A 17,604-nucleotide genomic window follows, 5' to 3' on the forward strand; every position below is an offset into this window, starting at 1 on the left:
CGCCGACCTCACCAGATAGCGTCCAGATATGACTGAAACCCCTGCGCCCCAGGTCGCAGTCATCGTCGTCGCCGCCGGGAGTGGCAGCCGACTCGGGCACGCCGAGCCGAAGGCGTTCGTCTCGCTGGCCGGACGCACGCTGCTCGAACGCGCGCTTGCCTCTGTGTTCGGGATGCGGGACCCGGTGCAGGTCATCGTCGTAGCGCCCGACACCCACTTGGCTCACGCCCGCCGGGTCGCCTCGAGGGCGGGCGGGGCAGCATCCGTCGACGTGGTGGCCGGCGGCGCCACCCGACAGGAATCGGTGAACCGCGGCCTGGCCGCGCTGCACCCCGGCGTGCGCACCGTCCTGGTGCACGACGCCGCGCGTGCCCTCACGCCCGCCGCGCTCTGCGACGCCGTCGTCGACGCGGTGCAGTCAACCGGTCACGGCATCGTTCCCGGCCTGGCCGTGGTCGACACCATCAAGAAAATCTCCGCTGCCGGCGAGATCCTGGGCACGGTGGACCGCGCCGCACTCTCGGCCGTGCAGACCCCGCAGGGCTTCCCGAGGGAGATGCTCACCGCCGCGGCCGCCGCGGCATCCGCCGGCTCGTCGCTCGCGGCGACCGATGACGCGGGCGTGGTGGCCGCCGCCGGCTACCCGGTCAGCGTGATCGCCGGGGACCCGCTCGCCTTCAAGATCACAACCCTGTGGGACCTGGGCCGGGCCGAGGCCCTGCTCGGCGCGCGCGTGCCGGCCCAGTCCGCGCCCCGCACCGACACCGCGCCCCGCGTGGGCACCGGGCTCGATGTGCACGCCTTCGACGACGACTCCGAACTGTGGCTCGCCGGCCTGCACTGGCCGGGGGAGCGCGGACTGTCCGGGCACAGCGATGGCGATGCCGCCGTGCACGCCATCTGCGACGCCCTGCTCTGCGCCGCCGGGTTGGGCGATATCGGTGGTGTCTTCGGCACATCCGATCCGCGCCTCGTCGGCGCCCATGGCGACGTGTTCCTCGGCGAGACCCTGCGCCTGCTGGCGGCCGCCGGGTTCCGGGTCGGCAACGTCACGGTGCAGATCATCGGCAACCGGCCCAAACTCAACACGCGCCGGGCCGAGGCGGAGGCGCTGCTCGGATCGCTGCTGAAGGCGCCGGTCGCCGTGTCGGCGACCACGACGGATGCCCTGGGCTTCACTGGCCGCGGCGAGGGCCTCGCCGCCATCGCGACGGCGCTCATTCTCCCCGAACCCCCGGCAGACCCTGACCTAAGCTGGGAAGCGTGACCATGCGACTCTACGATTCCAGGGCCCAGGCCCTCCGCGACTTCATACCCCTCACGCCCGGCGCGGTGGGTATTTACGTTTGTGGACCCACCGTGCAGTCCTCGCCCCACATCGGCCACCTGCGCAGCGCCCTCGTCTACGACCAGCTGCGCCGCTGGCTCACCTACCGCGGCTTCGATGTCACCTTCGTGCGCAACGTCACCGACATCGACGACAAAATTCTGGCCCACGCGGTCGGGGGCACCGAGCAGTGGTGGGCGCTCGCCTACCGCTACGAGCTGGAGTTCACCGCCGGATATCAGCGGCTCGGCATCCTCGCCCCCAGCTACGAACCCAGGGCGACCGCCAGCATCCAGCAGATGCAAGACCTGATCACCCGACTGATCCAACTCGGGCACGCCTACCCGGCCGATGACGCCTCCAGCGACGTCTACTTCGACACGGCGAGCTGGCCCGACTATGGTGACCTCACCCGCCAGCGGCGCGGCGACATGGAACCGGCAGCGGATGCCGACCCGCGTGGCAAGAATGACCCACGCGACTTCGCCCTGTGGAAGGGTCGCAAAGTCGACGAACCGGAGTCCGCCTCCTGGCCGTCCCCGTGGGGAGCCGGCCGTCCCGGCTGGCACATCGAGTGCTCGGCCATGGCGTCCCGCTACCTCGGCTCCCACTTCGACATCCACGGCGGCGGGCTCGACCTGCGCTTCCCGCACCATGAGAACGAGCTGGCCCAGTCCGCCGCCGCCGGCGACGGCTTCGCGAGCTACTGGGTGCACAACGGTCTCGTCAACGTGAACGGACAGAAGATGTCCAAGTCGCTGGGCAACTCGGTCTTCGCGGCGGAGCTGCTCGACCAGGCGCGCGCCATCGTCGTGCGCTACTACCTGGGGGCGGCCCACTACCGTTCCACCATCGACTACCACGAGGGTTCCCTCGTGGAGGCCGAAGCGGCCCTCGAAAGAATCGAGAGCTTCCTCGACCGCGCCGACCGCCGCCTGGCGGACACCCGCTTCGCCGGATCCGGCGTCGAGATCGTCCCGGACGAATTTGCGTCCGCCATGGACGACGACCTGGCGGTGCCTCAGGCTCTGGCCGTGTTGCACGACACCGTGCGTACCGGCAACGCGGCGCTGGACGCCGAAGATCTGCACGCGGCCGCCGCCGCGCGTGGTCACGTGCTCGCCATGAGTGAGGTTCTCGGAATCAACCCGCTCTCACCGGGCTGGTCCGTGGCCACGGACGAACCGGCCATGATCGCACTCACCGCCCTCGTCGAGCGCCTGCTCGACGATCGCGAAATCGCAAGGCAGGGCCGCGACTATGCGGCCGCAGACCGTATCCGGGACGAGCTCGTCGCCGCCGGAATTACCATCGAAGACACCCCCTCGGGTGCCCATTGGAGTTTTGACTGATGAAGAACACAGACCGTAAGTCCCGCACCGGGGCCGTGCGCAAGGGCAGCCGGGGACCACAGGTCGGTTCCGGCGGCCAGGGACGCCAGGCGCTCGAGGGCAAGAAGCCCACGCCCAAAGCGGAAGACCGCCCCTACCACCCCGCCGGCAAACGCAAGCTCGCCCAGGACCGCTTCGTCGCGGCCGGCGGCGGCCGCAGCCGCGGTTCCGCGGGTCCCAAGAGCGCGCCGCGCAGCGCCACCACCGGCAACACCGGCGGCGGCGGAGCGTCCACCCGCCGGGCCAAGCAGATCGACGAGCATGAGGTTGTGACCGGGCGCAACTCCGTACTGGAAGCGCTGCGGGCGAAGATCCCCGCCACGGCCCTGTACATCGCCACGCGCATCGAAATGGATGAACGGGTGAAGGAGGTCCTCACCCTCGCGACGACCCGCGGCATCCCCGTCCTCGAGGTCATGCGCCCGGAGCTCGACCGCCTGGCCGGCCGGGACTCGGTGCACCAGGGTCTCGCGCTCAAGGTGCCGTCCTACGAGTACGCCCAGCCCCTCGAGCTGCTGGAACTGACGATCAGCCGCGGCCACAAGCCGCTCTTCGTCGCCCTCGACGGCATCACCGACCCCCGCAACCTCGGCGCCATCATCCGCTCGACGGCCGCGTTCGGCGGACATGGCGTGATCGTGCCGCAGCGTCGGTCCGTCGGCGTGACCGCGTCGGCGTGGAAGACGTCGGCCGGCGCCGCTGCCCGACTTCCCGTCGCCATGGCCACCAACCTGACCCAGTCGCTCAAGGCGCTCAAGGAGCGCGGCGTGCTCGTCATCGGCCTCGCCGGTGATGGCGACACCCAGCTGCCCGAGCTCGGCATCGGTTTCGCCGAGCGCCCCATCGTGATCGTGGTCGGCAGCGAGGGCAAGGGGCTGTCCCGCCTCGTCACCGAGACCTGCGACGCGATTGTGTCGATCCCGATCAGCGCCTCGACCGAATCCCTCAACGCGGGGATTGCGGCCGGCGTGACACTGTACGAGGTCTCCCGACTGCGCGCGGCTGCCAAGGCCGCCAAGGTCGCGAAGCAGGCAGCCGCCGCGACGGCGGCAGCCGCCTCCGCAGCCTCTTAACCCGACCCGCCGGCCGGGCGCCCGCCAGGCAGGCCGAACCGCGAGAAAAGCCCCTTAATCCCACAATTGGCGGCCTTTTCTCACGGTTCGGCTGGGTACACGGACCCGGCGGAGCGCCGGCCGAATCAGACCTTGAGGCGCCAGTCGGCCGCGTCGTCGGCGGCCGACTCGGCCGCGTCCGCCAGTGCGGCGGTCTCATCGTCGGTCACGTCGATCGGGATCGTGATCTCGCCGGTGGCCGGCTCGATCACGGTGGCCTCGTCGCGGCGGTGCCGGAGCACGTTCTTGACGTAGGAGGTGACGGCTTCGGCCAGCGGGATGTCCCTGGACTGGTTCTGGGCCATGAACCAGCGGTGGTCGAGCAGCTGGTGGAAGACCTCGGCCGGTTCCAGCTTGCCCTTGAGATCGCGGGGAATGGCCCGGATGACGGGTTCGAAGACGCGCACCAGCCACTCGTGCGCCAGCATCTCCTCGTCGGCCTCCGGGTCGCCGTAGGAGACCCGGTAGGAGTCGAGGTCGTTGAGCAAGCGCCGGGCCTGGTTCTCCTCGGCGTCGAGCCCGGTCAGCCGCAGCAGGCGCCGCTGGTGGTGGCCGGCGTCGACGACCTTCGGCTGGATGCGCACGGTCGTACCCGTGTTGTCCGTCTTGATGGCCAGTTCCTCGATGTCGAACCCGAGGTCGTTGAGGCGTTCGACGCGTTCCGTGATGCGCCAGCGTTCGGAGCTGGAGAAGGATTCCGACCCGGTGAGCTCTTTCCAGAGCAGCCGGTAGGCGGCCACGATCCCATTGCTGACCCGAATGGGATCCAGCTCGTCGGCCGCTCGACCGCCGGCCTCGAGGTCCATGAGCTCACCGGCGATGTTGACGCGCGCGATCTCCAGGTCGTTCTCGCGCTGGCCGTTGGAGAGCCCGCCTGGATATAGCTGCCCGGTCTCGGCGTCGACCAGGTAGGCGGCGAACGCGCCGGCGTCACGGCGGAAGAGGGTGTTGGACAGCGACACATCACCCCAGAAGAGGCCGGCCATGTGCACGCGTACCAGCAGCAGGGCCAGGGCGTCGACCAGCCGGGTGGCGGTGTCGGGCCGCAGGGTCTGCGAGTAGAGCGCGCGGTAGGGGAGCGAGAACTTGAGGTGCCGGGTGACGAGCACCGAATTCAGCGGCTCGGCGTCGTCATCGGTGCGGTTCGTGATCACGGCGAGCGGCTCGACGCAGGGAATTTCCAGGCCCTGCAGGGTACGGAGCATCTCGTACTCGCGCTTGGCCATCTCGCTGGTGGTCTCCTTGATGGCGACGACACGACCGCTCAAATGAGCGAAGCGCACAAGGTGGCGGGAGATGCCTTTGGGCAGGGCTGCGATGTTCTCGTTCGGCCAGGCATCCAGCGGGAGGTGCCAGGGAAGGTCAAGTAGGGCTGGATCGGCAGTGGCCGATGTGATGTTGAGTGAACCGCTCATCCGTCGAGTTTACCGGTGTGCTCCGCAGTCGGGGAACGACAAAACGGCCGAACGGAGCATGCTCCGTCCGGCCGTTCGTTGAGGAGCGGGTGCCTAGTCGGCGACTGCTCCACCGAGGCGCAGGCCGGTCTCGGCGTCGAAAACGTGCATGTGGTGCGGCGTCGGGGTGAGGTAAACGGTGTCGCCGGCGGACGAGTGCGAACGGCCATCGACGCGAGCGACGATATCGGTGCGCTTGCCCTCGACCGTGGAGTGACCGTAGAGGTAACCGTCGGCGCCGAGCTCCTCGACCAGGTCGACGGCAACTTCGAGGCCCTCGCCATGCGTGGTGGACAGGTGGATGTCCTCGGGGCGAACGCCGATCGTGACCTTCTTGCCGGTGGAGCCGGTCAGGGTCTCGCGGGGCACGGGGATCGTTGCGGTGCCGAATTTGACGCCACCGTCGACGGTGTCGGCCAGGAACAGGTTCATGGCCGGGCTGCCGATGAAGCCGGCAACGAAGACGTTGTTCGGCTTCGAATACAGGTCGCGAGGCGTGCCGACCTGCTGGAGCACGCCATCCTTGAGGACCGCGATGCGATCGCCCATGGTGAGGGCTTCGGTCTGGTCGTGGGTCACGTAGACCGTCGTGACGCCGAGGCGGCGCTGGAGCGAAGCGATCTGGGTGCGGGTCTGCACGCGTAGCTTGGCGTCGAGGTTCGACAGAGGCTCGTCCATCAGGAACACCTGGGGCTGACGCACGATGGCACGGCCCATGGCGACGCGCTGACGCTGGCCACCGGAGAGTGCTTTCGGCTTGCGGCTCAGGTACGGCTCGAGGTCGAGCAGCTTGGCGGCCTCGAGAACGCGGGCGGCGCGCTCATCCTTGTTGACGCCGGCGATCTTGAGCGCGAAGCCCATGTTCTCGGCAACCGTCATGTGGGGGTACAGAGCGTAGTTCTGGAAGACCATGGCGATGTCGCGGTCTTTTGGCGGGACATCCGTCACGTTGCGCTCACCGATGAAGATGTTGCCGTCGTTGACTTCTTCAAGGCCGGCGAGCATGCGCAGGGACGTGGACTTGCCGCAGCCGGACGGGCCGACCAGCACGAGAAACTCGCCGTCGGCAACCGACAGGTCGAGCTTGTCAACGGCGGGAATAGAGGAACCCGGATACAGGCGGGTCGCCTTGTCGAACGTGACTGAAGCCATGGTTGATTACTCCTTCACCGGCAGGTACGTGCCGGACGATCCGTTGTGATGGGTTACTACGCCTGCCACACGTCATGTGCCACAGGTCAACTTTCTAAGTATGTCATGTCGGGGGATCGCGGCGACGGCGGGAATTCTGCGGCGGAGCCCGCCCACAGGCCCCGTCTGGACGTTTCCCAGAAAGGGGACCTACTATTTGGGAGGCATTCGCAAATGGCTTGCCTCTGCACTAACTACTCGGAGCGAGCATTCATGACTATTGGCGGATCGGGCGACAGCCGTCCCTCTAAGAATCAGCGACGTGACGCGGTGCGCACCAAGGCCAAGCGGATCCGCGAGGAGCAGAAGAAGAAGGACCGCCGTTACCGGGTCGCCCTGCGCAGCGGAATCGCCGTCGCCGGCGTCGCCATTGCCGCGGTCATCGTCGTGGTCATCATCAACTCGATTCCCCCGGTCGGCCCCGGTCCGGCGAACATGGCCAGTGACGGCGTGCTGATCTCCGAGGGGATGACCCCGGTCACGACCTCTGCACTCCAGCCCGAGGCCAAGCCGATACCGTCCAAGCCGGATGCGACCGGCACGGTCGCCGACATTCGCGTCTACGCCGACTACCTCTGCCCGTTCTGCAGCGAGTTCGATGCCGCCAACAGTGAGCAGATCAGCCAATGGGTCACGTCGGGTGCCGCGACCGTGGAGATCCACCCGGTTTCGATCCTGACCCACAAGTCCTCCGGCACGAAATACTCGCTTCGGGCTGCGAACGCCGCCGCATGTGTGGCCAATTACGCCCCCGCAAACTTCTACGACTTCAACGCCATCCTGTTCCAGGAACAGCCCAAGGAGGGCACTGCCGGTCACGACGACGCGGCCATCAAGGGCCTCGTGAAGGACGCCGGCGTGAGCGACCGGGTGTCGCAGATCAACGCGTGCATTGACGATACGACCTTCAAATCGTGGGTCATCGCATCCACCGACCGGGCTCTGTCCGGTCCGTTGCCGAACACCGAGGTCGAGGCCATCACCGGCACACCCACCGTGCTCGTCAACGGAAAGCAGTACGTCGGCGCACTCGACGACCCGAGGGAGTTCGCGGCCTTCGTGCTACAGGCGGCCGGCGCGACCTACTCCACCTCGACGCCGACCCCCGAGCCGGCACCGGCAGGGTAGTCGCCCCGCTTCGATGGCGGCACAGCACGGGTTCGTCATTTAGGATGATTAGTCAAGGCGTCAATCGCCTCATGCCGGCCTGGCGCAATTGGTAGCGCACCACTCTTGTAAAGTGGGGGTTACGGGTTCAAGTCCCGTGGCCGGCCCTGTTCTCTCATCGCTTCAGATCGTGATTCTCTCGGTGACGGTTTCCTCGAGGGCGCTGAGAAAATCCGTCGGATCGATCGGCGAGCGCACGCCCGGTTTTGCATCGGCCGGAATGCCCCCGACGTACAGCCAGCCGAGCAATTCTTCCGAGGCCGCGAGGCCGTGGGTTTCGTTCACCGGCTGCGTGCGGGCCAGGGCGCCGGAACGCCACATGACGCCCCAGCCCTGGGCGGCGAGGAGAAGGCTCAGCATGTGGGCGACACCGGCCGCGACGGCGTCCTGTTCCCAGACCGCCACCGTGTCGCTTTCGCGACGGCTCGCGACCACGGCGATCAGAAGTTCGGCGCGCAGCGGCTTAGCGGCCAGCCTGGCGGCTTCGGCGCCGTTCAGCCCGGCGGCCTCGACCATGGCCTCGCCCAGGCGGCGCCGGGCGTCACCGCGCAACTCGATCAGCCGCCACGGACGCAGAGCGCCATGGTCGGCGACACGGGCCGCGACAGCCACCAAAGGCAGCAGTTCCGCATGGCTCGGTGCCTGCCCGGTGACCTTGGAGTGGGAGCGTCGATGATTGACCGTATCAAGGAGGTCGGGCAACGCTTACTCGACCGGCTTGAAATTGAGCGAGATGGAGTTCATGCAGTACCGGTCGCCGGTGGGCGTTCCGAATCCGTCGTCGAAAACGTGGCCCAGGTGAGAGCCGCACTTAGCACAGCGCACCTCGGTGCGCACAACCCCGAGGGTGCGGTCTTCGAGGAGTTCAACGGCCTCGGGACGCACCGATTCGTAGAAGCTCGGCCAGCCGCAACCGGAGTCGAACTTCGTGCCGCTTTTGAACAGCTCGGCATTGCAAGCCCCGCAGGTGTAAATCCCGGAGCGGCCCTCATCGAGGAGCTCGCCGGCCCACGCCCGCTCGGTGGCGGCGCCGCGCAGTACGGCGTACTGCTCGGGGCTCAGCTCCGCGCGCCACTGCGCATCCGACTTCTCGACCTCGTAGTCCATGTTCCGTTCCTTCCTGCTCGACCCCGGAGAGGCCGAAATCTGTCCGTATCAACACTAAACTCGCCAGACCGCGGTGGTATTCCTCGATCAGGAGCCCGGCAGGATTTTCCACCTTGGACAGCACGGCCAACGGCCCAGCGAGTACGCAGGCATCGACAATTAGGATTGCAGAGATCGAGGGAGGTGGCACGTGGACGGAGCTCCCGGCTCGTCGACTCCCGCGGAGCCTGCCTCGGAGTCCTCCTCGCCGGCAGGCTTGTCCGCGCGCGACCGGTTGATCCTCGCCTTCGAGCGGCAGTGGTGGAAGCATGCCGGCGCCAAGGAACAGGCGATCCGGGCCGAGTTCGGCCTCTCGGCCGCCCGGTACTATCAACTACTGGGGGTTGTGATCGACTCGCCGCTGGCCCTGGCCCACGACCCGATGCTGGTGAAACGCCTGCAGCGGCTGCGCGACGCCCGGTCGCAGGCAAGGGGCCGCCGGTCGCTACAGTCCACCGATTGACTCCCTGACCTGCACCCTTCCCGTGTCTCATCACCACTACAAAGGATCTGACCAGCCTCACGATGCCGAATTCCTACGCTAAAGACCGCTTCGACCACTTCCCGCACTTCCTGGAGCGGGTGGGGGCCCACCGCGCGCCCGGCAAGAAAGGGCGCGGCTGGGTCGCAGTGTGGTGGTCTCTTGGCGCAACCGTGCTGCTGGTCGGAATCGGAGTCGTCGGCCTGGCCGTCCTGAACAACAACCTGAACTTCGAGTTGCCGGGCACGGCGACGACTGCTGACAGCACGGCCGAGCCGAGCGCCACTGCGAGTGACACTCCGGCGCCGGTGCCGACGCCGGCCGCGACCGTGGACCCTGACTCGACCGTGACCGTTTTGAACGGGACCGCCGGCGAGGGGATCGCCCGGTCCGTTGGCGATCTCCTCGAGGCGGAGGGCTGGACGATCGAAGAGCTGGACAACGCGAGCACGGAGGATGTGCAGACGACGACGGTTTACTACGCCGACGCGGACCTGGAGGGAGCGGCCCGCGGAGTCGCGGAGTCACTGCCCGGCTCGGAGGTGCTGCTTTCAAGCGATTTCGCCGATTCCGCAGCGGACCTGACCGTTGTTGTCGGCGCCGACTACGAGCCGGCCGAATAGCCGTCGCCTATACGTCCGGCGCTCGCGCGTCAACCCCCTTTCGTTCTTCCGGAGCTTCCGTAAATTGGGCGTTGGTCCCTCATTTTGTTTGTCCGGGCGTTCTCGCAAGAGACGTATTCCATCGGTCGAATGCAATGGACGCAATCCTTGCGCCAGGCCCGGTACGGCCAGCGGGCGCGTGTCGACGAATTCACAGCAACAAGGAGTTATACATGGCGAACGGAACCGTCAAATGGTTCAACGCTGAAAAGGGTTTCGGCTTCATCACCGTCGATGGAGGTGGCCAGGACGTCTTCGTCCACTACTCGGCCATCGACATGCACGGCTACAAGGTTCTGGAAGAGGGACAGCACGTCATCTTCGAACTGGGTACAGGGGCAAAGGGGCCCCAGGCAGAAGCGGTTCGTCCGATCTGATCCAGCGGGGGATGTTCCAGCGGTCGACCGCAGGGTCGGGTCGCTCCCAGGCATGTGTGCGCGGCAGTGCAGCCGCGTTAGGGTTTGGGGCGTGACAACGAAAATAGTGGTTCAAGCGCAGCGACGAAGTGCGGCACCGAGAATCCGGTCCATCCGGATGCTCGGGGTCGTCCTTCTGCCGCCCCTTCTGCTGGTCTCCGCATGCGCCAGTGACGCGCCGAAGCCGCCGGCAAGCTCGACCAGCACGCCCTGGAACTCCACCTTCGAGTCGGCCGCAGACCCGGCGGTCGCCCCATTGCGTGGCACGAGTGTGCCGGCCGGGAGCCTCCAGAACCCTGCCCTCTCGGTGAAGATCGACAACCACGAAGCGGCCAGGCCGCAGCTCTCTCTCGAGCGCGCCGACATCGTCTTCGAAGAACTGGTCGAGGGCGGGCTGACCCGTTATGTCGCGGTCTGGCATTCCGACGTGCCTGAACTCGTCGGGCCGGTGCGATCGATCCGACCCATGGACCCGGACATCATCGCGCCCTTCGGCGGAATCATGGCTTATTCCGGCGGCCAACAGAAATTCATCGACCTGATGGACGCGACGGATGTCGTCAGCGCCGCTTTCGATACCGACGACACCGGCCTCTTCGCGCGTTCGGATGACCGGGAAGCCCCGCACAACGTCATCCTCCAGGCCTCAGCGCTCGTCGCGCGGAACGCCACCGTGCCGCCGCCGAATCAGCAATTTGCCTACTCCGCGACCGTGCAGGGATCGTCCGCGGCCGTCGACGGCGCGCCCGTCGCGGCGATCAACTCCACCTTCTCCACCGCCCGTTGGCCCGGCTGGACGTGGGATGCGGCCGGTGCTGCCTACCTGCGCTCGCAGGAGGGCGCACCTGACCTCGACGCCACCGGTGCGCAGCTGCGGGCGACCAACGTCCTGGTCCTGCGGGTCGCGATCGACGGCACCTACGGAGATGTTCCCACGACGACAATGATTGGTTCGGGGGAAGCCTGGGTGTCGGCCGGCGGCAAGTCCGTGCATGCGGTCTGGTCCAAGGCCGACCAGACCGCTCCCATCCGTCTCGTCGATGACTTCGGCGTGACGATTCGTCTCGCCGCCGGTAACACCTGGATCGAGCTGGTGCCGTCGGACCGAGGCACGGTTGTGCTGGTGCCGTAGCCGCGGCCGCGGCACCTTGCCGTTCACTTGCACTCTCGACCCCAGAGTGCCAGAATCTACTTGGCACTCTCTCTGTTTGAGTGCCAACCCATCACCGTTTTGGTAACGTCCGGGAGGGACGAGAAACACATATGGCAAAGATCATTGCTTTCAACGAAGAGGCCCGTCGCGGCCTTGAGCGTGGCCTGAACATCCTCGCTGACACTGTCAAGGTCACCCTCGGCCCGCGCGGACGTAACGTGGTGCTGGAAAAGAAGTGGGGCGCTCCCACGATCACCAACGATGGCGTGTCCATCGCCAAGGAGATCGAACTCGACGACCCGTACGAGAAGATCGGTGCCGAGCTCGTCAAGGAGGTCGCCAAGAAGACCGATGACGTCGCGGGCGACGGAACCACCACCGCCACCGTCCTGGCTCAGGCGCTCGTTCGTGAAGGCCTGCGCAACGTCGCGGCCGGAGCAGACCCGATCAGCCTCAAGCGTGGCATCGAGAAGGCCACGGCCGCCGTGATCGCTGAGCTCATCGCCAACGCCAAAGAGGTCGAGACCAAGGAAGAGATCGCGGCCACCGCTTCCATCTCCGCCGGTGACGCCGAAATCGGCGCCATCATCGCCGAGGCCATCGACAAGGTCGGCAAGGAGGGTGTTGTCACCGTCGAGGAGTCGAACACTCTCGGCACCGAGCTCGAGCTCACCGAGGGCATGCGCTTCGACAAGGGCTTCCTGTCCGCCTACTTCGTGACCGACCCCGACCGTCAGGAAGCGGTCTTCGAAGACCCCTACATCCTGATCGTCAACTCCAAGGTCTCCAACATCAAGGACCTGCTCCCCATCGTGGACAAGGTCATCCAGACCGGCAAGCAGCTCCTCATCATCGCCGAGGACGTCGACGGCGAGGCCTTGGCCACGCTCGTGGTGAACAAGATCCGCGGAATCTTCAAGTCGGTCGCCGTCAAGGCTCCCGGCTTCGGCGACCGTCGCAAGGCCCAGCTGCAGGACATCGCCATCCTCACCGGTGGACAGGTCATCAGCGAAGAGGTCGGTCTCAAGCTCGAGAACGTCACGCTTGACCTCCTCGGCAACGCGCGCAAGATCGTCATCACCAAGGACGAGACCACCATCGTCGAAGGCGCCGGAGACCCCGAAGCCATCGCCGGACGTGTCCAGCAGATCCGCAGCGAGATCGAAAACACCGACAGTGACTACGACCGCGAGAAGCTCCAGGAGCGTCTCGCCAAGCTCGCTGGCGGAGTCGCAGTCATCAAGGCCGGCGCCGCGACGGAGGTTGAGCTCAAGGAGCGCAAGCACCGCATCGAGGATGCCGTCCGCAACGCGAAGGCTGCCGTCGAAGAGGGCATCGTCGCCGGTGGTGGCGTTGCGCTGATCCAGGCCGGCAAGACCGCGTTCGAGAAGCTCGAGCTGGTCGGCGACGAGGCAACGGGAGCGAACATCGTCAAGGTTGCCATCGACGCTCCACTCAAGCAGATCGCCCTCAACGCCGGCATGGAGCCGGGCGTTGTCGCCGACAAGGTGCGCAACCTGCCGATCGGTTGGGGCCTCAACGCCGCGACCGGTGAGTACGTCGACATGCTCGCGGCCGGAATCAATGACCCGGTGAAGGTCACCCGTTCCGCGCTGCTGAACGCAGCGTCGATCGCCGGACTGTTCCTCACCACCGAGGCCGTAGTCGCCGACAAGCCGGAGAAGAACGCTGCTCCGGCCGGCGACCAGGGCGGCGGAATGGACTTCTAAGTCCACACCGCTTCACCGCTTCACAACACAGGGCGCCTCCGCCGGGAGGCGCCCTGTGTCGTTAATGCAGGCCTCGCTAAAACAGGCCTCGCTAAAACAGGCGTCGTCAAAACAGGCGTCGCCAATGCGCAGGCCGTCGCGGCTAACGCAGGAAGAGGCGCGCGTTGGCCTGCTCGATCTCGGCGTACTGCTGGCCGGCTTGGTTCAGGGCCAGATTCAATCCCTCCGCGCTCTGGGCCACCTGCTGTTGGGTGGCACGCCAGTCCGAGACCGCCGCCTGGAACGCGGTGGCGGCCTGGCCCGTCCACGAGCCCTCCAGCGCGGTCAGCTGGGCGATGAGCCCGGCGACCTCGCCCTGGATGCGCCCGATCGTGGCGCGCGCCACGGAGGTGGTGTGGAGCACTGCTTCGCTGTCGACCTGATAGCGGGTCATGGGGGTCCTTTCGGCAGGGGAAGATACCGATCAGACTACGGAGCCGCCTGCAGCCGTTCCCGTTGGCTGCCGTTGTGCCATGGCGAATCATCCTCCCGGACCGCGGGGGAGGAACCGCGGGGGTTTGACGCCGCGGCACGCGCTACGACGTGATGACGGGGGCGACGCGCTGGGGCGCGCTCGGAGAACAGGCCAGTGGGAACCAGACCCGGAACGTTGCGCCGCCGCCGGGGGTGTCCACGACCTGGACGGTGCCGTTGTGGCTGGCGACGATCGAGGCGACGATCGCCAGGCCGAGCCCGCTGCCGCCGGTCTCCCGTGCACGGGAGGTGTCCGCACGCCAGAAGCGCTGGAAGATCTTCTCCCTGATCTGCGGCGGGATACCCTCACCATGGTCGATGACGGCGATGGAGGCGCGCTGGTTTCGGCGGTCGACTGCGACCTCGAGCTCGACCGGGCTGTCCGTCGGGCTGAAGCGTAGCGCGTTGCCCATCAGGTTCGTGATGATCTGGCGGATCTTGTTCTCCTCGGCCATCACCACGGCCTGCACGGTGCCGGGCTCGGTCACCGGAGTCTGTTCCGGAGCCGGCGGCGCAACATCCGCTTTGCGTGGTTTGCGGGTGCGCAGCCGCGCCAGGGTTGCCCCGGCGAAAGAGACGGATCCGCCCGCCGGTTGGTTCGGCTCGTCGGGCTTCGAACCTGGTGCGGCAGCGGAGGGGACTTCTCCCGTTGAGTGAGCGAGGTCGATGGCGGGGCGTTCGGTGCTGTCCTCGATCTCGGCGGGGATCGGCGTGACGACGGTGATGGTGCGACCGGGGGAGGAGGCCATGGCGTCGAGGGCCGCGTCACGGGCGAGCGGCATCAGGTCGACCGGCGCGAGGGCAAGCGGCTTTGTCTCGTCGAGCCGGGCCAGCTCGAGCAGGTCTTCGACGAGGCCGCCCATGCGGATCGCTTCTTTCTCAATGCGCTCCATGGACAGTGCGATTTCTTCCGGGGCCTGCAAGGCACCCATTCGGTAGAGCTCGGCGTAGCCGCGCACCGAGACGAGGGGAGTGCGCAACTCGTGGCTGGCGTCGCCGACGAAGCGGCGCATCTGGTCGATGGTGCGGGCGCGGTCCTTGAACAGGCGGTCGATGCGGCTCAGCATGGTGTTGAGCGATCGGTTGAGGCGCCCGACCTCGGTGTTGGGCGTGGCGCCGCCGAGCCGCTGGCTGAAGTCGCCATCGGCGATGGCCGCGGCCGTACGCTCCACCTCTCGCAGCGGTGCAAAGGTGGTGGTCACCAGCAGCCGGGTGAGCAGGGCGCCCACCAGCACGACCCCGAGCCCGAACCCCAAGAAAATGGTGAGGTAGGTGGCCATGGTGTTCTCGGTCGGCCTCAACGAGACCGCCATGACCAGCGTGCCCAAGGTTCCCTGAGGCGAGATCACGAGCGGCACGGCGACCGCCAAGAACTCGGTGTCGTGTGCCGAGTCCACCAGAGTCATCGTCTTGCCGTCGAGCTCCATCACGGTCTGCAGGTCGAGCGGTGCGGTCAGGATCGGCAGCTCACTGCGCGGGACATCCCGCCAGGTGTGGTCCTCGAGGCTGCCGTGCTCGTCATACAGGGCGACGTAGTAGTCCGAAGAGACCACGGCTGTAGTGCCCTGGCCGAGAGCCGCCGCCGAATAGCTGTTCGAGGCGGACTGGGCGTCGATCTGCAGCTGCGAATCGACCTGCTGGACCACGTATTGGCGAAGCATGGCCATCGTGCCGATGCCGGAGACGAGCAGGCCAAGCGTCAGCATCAGGACCGTGACGCCCGTGATTTTGGAACGCAGGGAAATGCGGCTCCACCGCTCCATAAGTGACTGATGCATAGGAAACCAGTGTATGAGCGCAGCCTGTGTCTACGCCTTGGCGGCCTTGAGCATGTAGCCGAAGCCGCGCTTGGTCTGGATGAGGGGTTCGGTCGAGTGCGCGTCCACCTTGCGGCGGAGGTAAGAAATGTAGGACTCGACGATGCCGGCGTCACCGTTGAAGTCGTACTCCCAGACATGGTCCAGGATCTGAGCCTTCGACAGGACCCGGTTCGGGTTCAGCATGAGGTAGCGCAGAAGCTTGAACTCGGTCGGACTGAGTTCGATGGGGGCGTCGCCGACCAGGACCTCGTGGGTGTCCTGGTCCATGGTGAGTTCGCCGGCGCGGATGATCGCGTCTTCGTCGGCCTGCATGGTCCGGCGCAGGATGGCCTTGATCCGGGCCACAATCTCGTCGAGGCTGAACGGCTTGGTGACGTAGTCGTCGCCGCCGACCGTCAGGCCGGTGATCTTGTCTTCGGTGTCGTCCTTCGCCGTGAGGAAGAGGATCGGGGCCGTGTAGCCGGCGGACCGCAGGCGCTTGGTTACTCCGAAACCGTTCATGTCCGGCAGCATGACGTCAAGGATGATGAGGTCGGGTTCTTCCTCGAGGACGGCGGAGATCGCCTGCGCGCCGTTTCCGACGGCTCGCACGGCGAATCCGGCGAAACGCAGGCTGGTGGTGAGGAGATCCCGGATATTGGGTTCGTCGTCGACAATAAGGATGCGTGGGCCGTCAGTCATGTACATATTATCTGCGCGTTAGCTGAAGGTTTACTGAAAATGCCCGGTATGCGCGCTGGCGAGTAGATTGGTGATCAAACCAGACTGCCGCGGCGTGGGGAGACCAGAATGACTGTTCCGACTTTTGCGATTGTGGGGGCCGGCTTGGCCGGGGCCAGAGCGGCCGAGGCCATCCGTTCCGAGGGGTTCGACGGGAGCATCGTGTTGCTGGCCGGGGAGACTGAGTACCCCTACGTGCGGCCGCCCCTCTCCAAGGACTACCTGGCCGGGCGGGCCGCCCGGGACACGATCGACGTGCACCCGGCACCGTGGTACGACGAGCGGGGCATCGACGTACGGCTGGGTGCCCGGGTGACCGGGCTGGCGCTCGACACCCACGAGCTGACCCTGCGGGAGGGCAAATCGGTGCGCTACGACAGATTGCTCCTCGCGACGGGGGCGTCGTCACGGCGCTTTCCCGGCCCGGGCGCAGACTTGGCCGGGGTGTACCATCTGCGCACGGTCGGCGAGTCGCAGGCGCTCCGAGCCGAGCTGGAGCCGGGAAACCGCCGGGTCGTGATCGTCGGGGCCGGCTGGATCGGTCTCGAAGTCGCCGCGGCCGCCCGCGGTTACGGCAACACCGTCACGGTGCTCGGGCGGGACGGCGTGCCGCTGGCCCCGCTGATCGGCGACGAGGTCGGGTCGGTGTTCGCGGAGCTGCACCGCGTGAACGGGGTGGATCTGCGGATGGAAACTCAGGCCGACCGACTGATCGGGACGCAGGGGAGGGTCACCGGAGTGGGACTCCCCGGCGGCGAGGTCGTTTCGGCCGATGTCGTCGTCATCGGCATCGGCGCGGTGCCGAACACGGACCTGGCCCGGGACGCGGGCCTGGCCGTCGACGACGGCATCGTCGTCGACGCGGCGTTCCGGTCCATCGACCCGGACGTCTACGCGGTGGGTGACGTCGCCACGGTCTTCCACCCCGTGCTGCGGCACCATCTGCGCGTCGAGCACTGGGACAACGCCGAGCGGGCCGGCGCCGCGGCCGGCCGCTCGATGCTTGACCAGGCGGTCAGCTACGACGCGATCCCGTACTTCTACACCGACCAGTTCGACCTCGGGATGGAATACTCGGGGTACGGCGCACTTGCCCGGGATGCGGAGGTCGTGTTTCGCGGTGACCCGGCGAGGCGGGAATTCATCGCGTTCTGGGTGTTGGACGGCAGGGTCGTCGCCGGCATGAACGTCAACGTGTGGGACGTCAACGAGACGGTGCAGCGCTTCATCCGGACGGAGGTGCGGGTCGACATGACCCGGCTTGCGGATGAGAGCATTGAACTGGACGAACTTCTCGCCGGAGCACCCGACTGAAGGACCT

At 66.8% G+C, this 17,604-nt stretch carries 17 protein-coding genes and 1 tRNA gene; 11 read left to right on the plus strand and 7 right to left on the minus strand.

Annotated elements, in window-relative coordinates; genetic code table 11:
- Positions 1-28 precede the first annotated feature (28 nt).
- From ispD to rlmB, 3 genes are read left to right on the plus strand one after another with little or no spacing between them, the layout of a single operon-like run.
- The gene (ispD, locus tag E3N94_RS02515; RefSeq protein ID WP_134569713.1) at positions 29-1,267 is read left to right on the plus strand and encodes a 2-C-methyl-D-erythritol 4-phosphate cytidylyltransferase; all 1,239 of its coding nucleotides are present in this window, start codon (positions 29-31) and stop codon (positions 1,265-1,267) included.
- Positions 1,264-2,679 carry a cysteine--tRNA ligase gene (gene cysS, locus E3N94_RS02520; protein ID WP_104100142.1) on the plus strand — a complete coding sequence of 472 codons (1,416 nt, stop codon included), beginning with the start codon at positions 1,264-1,266 and terminating at the stop codon, positions 2,677-2,679. The genes ispD and cysS overlap by 4 nt, the downstream gene beginning before the upstream one ends.
- Positions 2,679-3,791 carry a 23S rRNA (guanosine(2251)-2'-O)-methyltransferase RlmB gene (gene rlmB / locus E3N94_RS02525; protein ID WP_104100141.1) on the plus strand — a complete coding sequence of 371 codons (1,113 nt, stop codon included), beginning with the start codon at positions 2,679-2,681 and terminating at the stop codon, positions 3,789-3,791. The genes cysS and rlmB overlap by 1 nt, the downstream gene beginning before the upstream one ends.
- 125 nt (positions 3,792-3,916) lie before the next feature.
- Here the strand turns inward: rlmB and E3N94_RS02530 are convergent, their stop codons facing one another.
- Together E3N94_RS02530 and ugpC are read right to left on the minus strand one after the other, a co-directional pair.
- Entirely contained in the window at positions 3,917-5,245 is a 1,329-nt protein-coding gene (locus E3N94_RS02530; RefSeq protein ID WP_134415084.1) for a DUF4032 domain-containing protein, read from the minus strand.
- A gap of 93 nt (positions 5,246-5,338) precedes the next feature.
- Positions 5,339-6,436 (minus strand): sn-glycerol-3-phosphate ABC transporter ATP-binding protein UgpC, encoded by a 1,098-nt coding sequence (gene ugpC / locus E3N94_RS02535; RefSeq protein ID WP_134569714.1) that lies wholly within the window; start codon positions 6,434-6,436, stop codon positions 5,339-5,341.
- 252 nt (positions 6,437-6,688) lie between these two features.
- On the opposite strand from ugpC, the gene E3N94_RS02540 reads away from it, so the two are divergent.
- Positions 6,689-7,603, plus strand: a complete 915-nt coding sequence (locus E3N94_RS02540) for a thioredoxin domain-containing protein (protein WP_134569715.1) — start codon at positions 6,689-6,691, stop codon at positions 7,601-7,603.
- Positions 7,604-7,676: 73 nt separating this feature from the next.
- Positions 7,677-7,749 (plus strand) — tRNA-Thr (locus E3N94_RS02545).
- A gap of 16 nt (positions 7,750-7,765) precedes the next feature.
- Here the strand turns inward: E3N94_RS02545 and E3N94_RS02550 are convergent.
- Together E3N94_RS02550 and msrB are read right to left on the minus strand one after the other, a co-directional pair.
- Positions 7,766-8,344 (minus strand): nitroreductase family protein, encoded by a 579-nt coding sequence (locus E3N94_RS02550; RefSeq protein ID WP_104100137.1) that lies wholly within the window; start codon positions 8,342-8,344, stop codon positions 7,766-7,768.
- A gap of 3 nt (positions 8,345-8,347) precedes the next feature.
- Positions 8,348-8,749, minus strand: coding sequence for a peptide-methionine (R)-S-oxide reductase MsrB (gene msrB, locus E3N94_RS02555; protein ID WP_104100136.1), 402 nt, complete (start codon positions 8,747-8,749; stop codon positions 8,348-8,350).
- 190 nt (positions 8,750-8,939) lie between these two features.
- Between msrB and E3N94_RS02560 the strand changes: the two genes are divergently transcribed.
- From E3N94_RS02560 to groL, 5 genes are all read left to right on the plus strand, one after another.
- Positions 8,940-9,251: a DUF3263 domain-containing protein gene (locus E3N94_RS02560; RefSeq protein WP_134342235.1), complete on the plus strand. Its 312-nt coding sequence runs from the start codon at positions 8,940-8,942 to the stop codon at positions 9,249-9,251.
- A gap of 62 nt (positions 9,252-9,313) precedes the next feature.
- Complete coding sequence (locus E3N94_RS02565; RefSeq protein WP_134569716.1) at positions 9,314-9,892, plus strand: LytR C-terminal domain-containing protein; 579 nt, start codon at positions 9,314-9,316, stop codon at positions 9,890-9,892.
- 212 nt (positions 9,893-10,104) lie between these two features.
- The gene (locus E3N94_RS02570; protein ID WP_104100133.1) at positions 10,105-10,308 is read left to right on the plus strand and encodes a cold-shock protein; all 204 of its coding nucleotides are present in this window, start codon (positions 10,105-10,107) and stop codon (positions 10,306-10,308) included.
- Between the two features lie 91 nt (positions 10,309-10,399).
- On the plus strand, positions 10,400-11,479 hold the full coding sequence (locus tag E3N94_RS02575; protein WP_166790035.1) for a DUF3048 domain-containing protein: 1,080 nt from the start codon (positions 10,400-10,402) through the stop codon (positions 11,477-11,479).
- 131 nt (positions 11,480-11,610) lie between these two features.
- A complete protein-coding gene (gene groL / locus E3N94_RS02580; RefSeq protein ID WP_104100131.1) occupies positions 11,611-13,230 on the plus strand; it encodes a chaperonin GroEL in 1,620 nt (539 codons plus the stop codon).
- A gap of 142 nt (positions 13,231-13,372) precedes the next feature.
- On the opposite strand, the gene E3N94_RS02585 is transcribed toward groL, so the two are convergent.
- From E3N94_RS02585 to E3N94_RS02595, 3 genes are all read right to left on the minus strand, one after another.
- Complete coding sequence (locus E3N94_RS02585) at positions 13,373-13,663, minus strand: WXG100 family type VII secretion target (RefSeq protein ID WP_104100130.1); 291 nt, start codon at positions 13,661-13,663, stop codon at positions 13,373-13,375.
- Between the two features lie 142 nt (positions 13,664-13,805).
- Positions 13,806-15,521, minus strand: coding sequence for a HAMP domain-containing sensor histidine kinase (locus E3N94_RS02590; RefSeq protein ID WP_134569718.1), 1,716 nt, complete (start codon positions 15,519-15,521; stop codon positions 13,806-13,808).
- Between the two features lie 30 nt (positions 15,522-15,551).
- Complete coding sequence (locus E3N94_RS02595; RefSeq protein ID WP_104100128.1) at positions 15,552-16,244, minus strand: response regulator transcription factor; 693 nt, start codon at positions 16,242-16,244, stop codon at positions 15,552-15,554.
- A 108-nt stretch (positions 16,245-16,352) separates the two neighbouring features.
- Here E3N94_RS02595 and E3N94_RS02600 point away from each other — a divergent pair, with 108 nt between their 5' ends.
- Positions 16,353-17,597, plus strand: a complete 1,245-nt coding sequence (locus E3N94_RS02600) for an FAD-dependent oxidoreductase (protein ID WP_134569719.1) — start codon at positions 16,353-16,355, stop codon at positions 17,595-17,597.
- Positions 17,598-17,604: the final 7 nt, after the last annotated feature.

It is taken from the genome of Cryobacterium sp. Sr3, assembly GCF_004402835.1.
In the GTDB taxonomy this organism is placed as follows: Bacteria; Actinomycetota; Actinomycetes; order Actinomycetales; family Microbacteriaceae; genus Cryobacterium; species Cryobacterium sandaracinum.

Bases quoted from the DNA above. Each gene is read 5' to 3' on its own strand.
- ugpC (WP_134569714.1), bottom strand. From the start codon at position 6,436: ATGGCTTCAGTCACGTTCGACAAGGCGACCCGCCTGTATCCGGGTTCC.
- E3N94_RS02565 (WP_134569716.1), top strand. From the start codon at position 9,314: ATGCCGAATTCCTACGCTAAAGACCGCTTCGACCACTTCCCGCACTTC.
- E3N94_RS02595 (WP_104100128.1), bottom strand. From the start codon at position 16,244: ATGACTGACGGCCCACGCATCCTTATTGTCGACGACGAACCCAATATC.
- groL (WP_104100131.1), top strand. From the start codon at position 11,611: ATGGCAAAGATCATTGCTTTCAACGAAGAGGCCCGTCGCGGCCTTGAG.
- E3N94_RS02585 (WP_104100130.1), bottom strand. From the start codon at position 13,663: ATGACCCGCTATCAGGTCGACAGCGAAGCAGTGCTCCACACCACCTCC.
- E3N94_RS02600 (WP_134569719.1), top strand. From the start codon at position 16,353: ATGACTGTTCCGACTTTTGCGATTGTGGGGGCCGGCTTGGCCGGGGCC.
- rlmB (WP_104100141.1), top strand. From the start codon at position 2,679: ATGAAGAACACAGACCGTAAGTCCCGCACCGGGGCCGTGCGCAAGGGC.
- E3N94_RS02590 (WP_134569718.1), bottom strand. From the start codon at position 15,521: ATGCATCAGTCACTTATGGAGCGGTGGAGCCGCATTTCCCTGCGTTCC.
- E3N94_RS02540 (WP_134569715.1), top strand. From the start codon at position 6,689: ATGACTATTGGCGGATCGGGCGACAGCCGTCCCTCTAAGAATCAGCGA.
- ispD (WP_134569713.1), top strand. From the start codon at position 29: ATGACTGAAACCCCTGCGCCCCAGGTCGCAGTCATCGTCGTCGCCGCC.
- E3N94_RS02570 (WP_104100133.1), top strand. From the start codon at position 10,105: ATGGCGAACGGAACCGTCAAATGGTTCAACGCTGAAAAGGGTTTCGGC.
- msrB (WP_104100136.1), bottom strand. From the start codon at position 8,749: ATGGACTACGAGGTCGAGAAGTCGGATGCGCAGTGGCGCGCGGAGCTG.
- E3N94_RS02530 (WP_134415084.1), bottom strand. From the start codon at position 5,245: ATGAGCGGTTCACTCAACATCACATCGGCCACTGCCGATCCAGCCCTA.